The sequence below is a fragment of the Holdemanella porci genome, from assembly GCF_009696075.1.
GTDB classification, from domain to species: Bacteria; Bacillota_I; Bacilli_A; order Erysipelotrichales; family Erysipelotrichaceae; genus Holdemanella; species Holdemanella porci.
In genome coordinates, this window is record NZ_VUMR01000085.1 from 1 (window position 1) to 4467 (window position 4467).

The window sequence follows — 4467 nt, forward strand, 5'->3', positions numbered from 1 at the left end:
GTACTACTTAGATTGAAAAACATCTATAAAATCACTCGCTTAAAGGATTTGAAAAACGAGTGGTTATTCGTGTAAGTGATAAAAAGAAGAATTATAGCAAAGTCACCAAATTGCTAGTTAAGCCTTATTTTTTTAAAGATGGGTTCCAGTGTTCGTTTGGTTCTAATCCTAAGAAATCACAAACTGTAGCTGCAACATTTGACAATCCTAGATCTTCGCCTTCTTTTAATTCACATTCCGCATTGTATACGATGAATGGAACTGGTGCTAATGTGTGGCTAGTCTTACTTTCATCATCCGCATTACCGTGGTCTGCAGTAACTAATAAAATACCATTTACTTTATTTACTGATTCAATAACACGTGCTAGTTCTAAGTCTACAGATTCAACACCAATGATAGTTGCTTGTAAACTTCCAGTGTGTCCTACCATGTCACCGTTTGGATAGTTTGTACGAATGAAATCATAGTTTCCACTTTCGATTGCTTCACACAATTTATCAGTGATTTCAGCAGCCTTCATCCAAGGCCTTTGTTCGAATGGAACGACATCACTTGGGATTTCAACATAAGTTTCTAAAGACTCATCAAATTTTTCTGAACGGTTACCATTCCAGAAATAAGTAACGTGTCCATATTTTTGTGTTTCACTGATTGCATATTCACGAATACCATGTTTACACAATTCTTCTGTTAATGTATATTTAATCTTTGGTGGTTCCGTCAAATAGTTCTTTGGAATTTGTAAGTCTGCATCATATTGTAACATACCTGCAAATTTAACATTTGGAACTTTAACACGATCAAATTTATCAAATGAAGCATCTCCATCAAATGCTAAAGAGATTTCTTGAGCACGGTCACCACGGAAGTTGAACAATACAACACTATCTCCATCATCGATAGTTCCTACAGGTGCACCATCTTTCGCAATAACAAATCCTGGAAGATCTTGGTCAACAACATTTAATTCTTTACGATACGTTTCAATAGCTTCTGTAGTTGAAGCAAATTGTCTTCCTTCACCCATTACGTGAATTTTCCATCCACGCTCAACCATAGACCAGTCAGCTTCATAACGGTCCATTGTGATTTGCATACGTCCACCACCACTAGCGATGCATGCGTGGAAATTGTCATCATTTAATTCTGCCATAAATGATTCAATATCATTTACATATTCTAAAGCTGAAGTTGCAGGAACATCACGCCCATCAAGTAATGCATGAACACGAACTTCCTTAATGCCTTCATTTTTAGATTCTTTAATCAAAGCCTTTAAGTGAGAAATATTAGAGTGTACGTTTCCATCACTTAAAAGACCGATGAAATGCATTTTGCTGTCTTTTGCATTTTCAGCTAAATCCTTCCAAGTTTTAGAATTGAAGATTTCTCCAGACTCAATATTTTCGTTAACTAATTTAGCTCCTTGAGAATAAATTTGTCCACAACCTAATGCGTTATGTCCAACTTCTGAGTTACCCATATCTGAATCTGTAGGAAGTCCTACTGCAAGTCCATGAGCACGAAGTTGTGTATGTGGACATTCTGCCCACAATTTATCAAGTGTTGGTTTGTTGGCTAATGCAACAGCATTGTTCTTCTTATCTTCACGAATACCAATACCGTCCATAACAACCAAAATTACTGGTCTCTTTTCCATTGTATTTTTCCTCCATTAATCGATAATAATATAACACTAACTAGGCCTTTTTTCAATGAACTCATCTCAACAAATGAATTTTTTCACAAAAAGAAAAAGCCGCTTAACGGCTTTGATAACGAGATAAAAATTGTTGTGTTCTTTCTTGTTGAGGATGCGCGAACAATTGTTCAGGAGTACCCTGTTCTGCAATGACACCTTTATCCATAAAAATAACACGATCACTGACTTCTCTGGCAAACTGCATTTCATGTGTTACGATAACCATTGTCAAACCTTCATCAGCTAACTTTTTCATGACATCCAAAACATCGCCAACCATTTCTGGATCCAGTGCACTAGTTGGCTCATCAAACAATAACACTTCTGGATCCATACACAAGGCACGAGCAATCGCAACACGTTGCTTTTGTCCACCAGAAAGTTTAGTACTAGGCTTATTTGCAAACTCTTTCATTCCTACTTCATCTAAGAATTTTAAAGCTGTAGTTTTTGCTTCTTCTTTCGATTTTTTTAAGACACGAATCTGACCTAACATACAGTTTTCTAAAACAGTCAAATTATTAAATAAGTTAAAACTTTGGAACACCATTCCAACCTTAGAACGATATTCATTGACATCCATTTGACCACTTAGAATATCTTTACCATGATATAGAACATGGCCTCCATCCATTCTTTCTAATAGGTTTACACATCTTAACATTGTACTCTTACCAGATCCACTCGACCCAATGATAGTAACCACTTCTCCTTTATGAATATCGAAATCTACATCATTTAATACTTTAAGATTTCCAAAATGTTTCTGGAGATGTTGAATTTGAATAATTGTTTCCATAAATACCCTCCTAGCTACAGAAATCTTTCATACTGCTTTCGCTATCCATTCTTTTTTCAAGATAATTCAATAAGAAAGAAGCAAGTGTTGTTAAAATTAAATATAAAACTGCTGAAACCATAAACGTTTCAATATAACGATAGTTACTTCCTGCTACAGATGTTGTCTGGAAGTACAATTCAGTTACCGTAATAACATTCAACATTGAACTATCCTTAATATTTACAATCAATTGGTTACCAATAGAAGGAAATGAATTCTTAATGGCCTGAGGAAATACAACATACATCAAAGTTTGCTTCGTTGTCATACCTAAAGACATCGCAGCTTCATTTTGTCCTTTATCCACAGACTGAATTCCAGAACGAATAATTTCAGCCATATAAGCACCTGTATTGATTGAAATAATAATCAAACCTGCTGTAATCGGAGTCCATCCAATCACAGGCTTTCCTAAATAGTAAATAAACATAGCTTGAACCATCATTGGTGTACCTCTGAACACCCAAATATACAATCCCGTAATGATTTTACCTATTCTTTTTAAAACTTTAATACCCGTTGAATCATATTCATTGATTTCAATCGCACGAATGCCGCCGACTAATAAGCCGACGACAAATCCTGCAAACGTACCAACAAATGCGAACAACAAAGTCATCTCAATTCCATATTGGAAAAGAGGTAGATTATGAACAAATATGTTCCAAGCTTTCGCAAAATCAATACGCATAATTAATCCTCAGTTGGTTGGTTTTCTACTGCATGTTCCATCATTTCTTCACGTTCTTCATCACTAATACTATCCAATGCTTTTTGAACTTTTTTGAAGAATTCAGAATCACGAGAACCTTCTTTTAATGCGATTGAAACAGTTGTATCACAATCAAAACCATGTCCATCTGCAAATTGAACGACTGTTAAGTCAGGGTTAGCTTCTACAACACCTTTGGCAACTGCCATTTCAGCAGTAATTCCATCCACTTCGTGTTGTTGTAAAGCCAATACCATTTCTGGATAAGTAGCCTTTGGTGTTACGTGATTTACGCCTTTAATTTGATCAATGACTGAATCATAGTTTGTTGATTTTTGACCAACAATATTTTTACCTGTAAATTGTTGAATATCTGTATATCCAGCTTCTTCACTATCTTTACGAACAATCATGATCATTCCCTTTGAATCATAATATGGAGTTGTAAAGTCAGCCCCTTCTTCACGATCTTCATTTTTAGTCATACCAGCGATAATCGCATCGATTTCATCACCCTCTAAAGCTGGAATCAATCCATCCCATGCAGTTTTCTTAATGACTAATTTCTTTCCTAATTTTTTTGCGATCTTTTTTGCGATTTGAACATCATATCCATCCGCATATCCAGATTTTCCTAATTTTACAGAAGTATCTGTTTTTGTAGATGTCTGCCAGTTAAATGGAGCATATCCACATTCCATTCCTACGACAAATGTGTCTTTATCTTCTGATGTTGTAGCTGTGTTTGATCCACATCCTGTTAGTGCAAAAGCACATACCATGGCAGATGCCATTAATTTTTTAAAGTTCATATTTCTTTTTCTCCTTCTCTAATCGGTAAAGAATAGAAAAAAAACTATGCGGGCATACCACATAGCTAAAAATATCTCATTAACTATAAGATAACGCCTCTTCCTGACGAAGGAGTGTTATAAGTATTCCTTATAACCCCAAGAAACAAAATTGCCATTTTATCTCTTTCGGCATTGGTTACCTTTCAAACACTTCACAGTCTGCCAACTCCATGTTTTACTCTGATGCAATGCTGCCTCTATCTTTACTCGATTCACTTTATAGTGCCTATTATACTCGTCATATACATAGTGTCAAGAAAGAATTTGCAAATTTTCATAAAACTGTAAATATTTTCATCATTTCTTTAAGCTTCTTTTAAGTTTTAAAGACTATTCTATAGACAGAAATAAACAG

Annotated in this window: 4 protein-coding genes and 1 riboswitch; all 4 genes read right to left on the minus strand. The window is 35.2% G+C overall.

What is annotated here, in order from left to right:
• Nucleotides 1-124: 124 nt before the first annotated feature.
• Nucleotides 125-1663 carry a 2,3-bisphosphoglycerate-independent phosphoglycerate mutase gene (gene gpmI, locus FYJ55_RS10185; RefSeq protein ID WP_154556728.1) on the minus strand — a complete coding sequence of 513 codons (1539 nt, stop codon included), beginning with the start codon at nucleotides 1661-1663 and terminating at the stop codon, nucleotides 125-127.
• A 103-nt stretch (nucleotides 1664-1766) separates the two neighbouring features.
• A complete protein-coding gene (locus tag FYJ55_RS10190; RefSeq protein WP_154556729.1) occupies nucleotides 1767-2504 on the minus strand; it encodes an amino acid ABC transporter ATP-binding protein in 738 nt (245 codons plus the stop codon).
• Between the two features lie 10 nt (nucleotides 2505-2514).
• Nucleotides 2515-3237: an amino acid ABC transporter permease gene (locus tag FYJ55_RS10195; RefSeq protein WP_154556730.1), complete on the minus strand. Its 723-nt coding sequence runs from the start codon at nucleotides 3235-3237 to the stop codon at nucleotides 2515-2517.
• Between the two features lie 2 nt (nucleotides 3238-3239).
• Nucleotides 3240-4070: a transporter substrate-binding domain-containing protein gene (locus tag FYJ55_RS10200; RefSeq protein WP_154556731.1), complete on the minus strand. Its 831-nt coding sequence runs from the start codon at nucleotides 4068-4070 to the stop codon at nucleotides 3240-3242.
• A gap of 83 nt (nucleotides 4071-4153) precedes the next feature.
• A riboswitch (Lysine riboswitch) is annotated at nucleotides 4154-4320 on the minus strand.
• Nucleotides 4321-4467 lie beyond the last annotated feature (147 nt).